General features: G+C 66.4%; 1 pseudogene. It reads left to right on the forward strand.

The features are described from left to right. A pseudogene (locus IO39_RS56500) lies at window positions 1-232 on the forward strand (IS1634 family transposase); the annotation flags it as partial.

A 232-nucleotide genomic window follows, 5' to 3' on the forward strand; every position in this document is an offset into this window, starting at 1 on the left:
ACCACTCCGAATGGGCTGCTGCGCATCGACGCCGCGAAGGTCAAGGCCGAGGCGAACCTGGACGGCAAGTACCTGCTGCGCTGCTCCGACCCCAAGCTGCCGGCCGAGGACATCGCGGTCGGTTACAAGCAACTGCTGGAGGTCGAGCGGGGCTGGCGCGACATGAAGCAGGTCATCGACCTGCGCCCGGTCTATCACCGGCTGGAGGAACGCATCCGCGCGCACGTCATCT

Origin of the sequence: Nonomuraea candida, assembly GCF_000725485.1 — a bacterium.
Classification (GTDB): Bacteria; Actinomycetota; Actinomycetes; order Streptosporangiales; family Streptosporangiaceae; genus Nonomuraea; species Nonomuraea candida.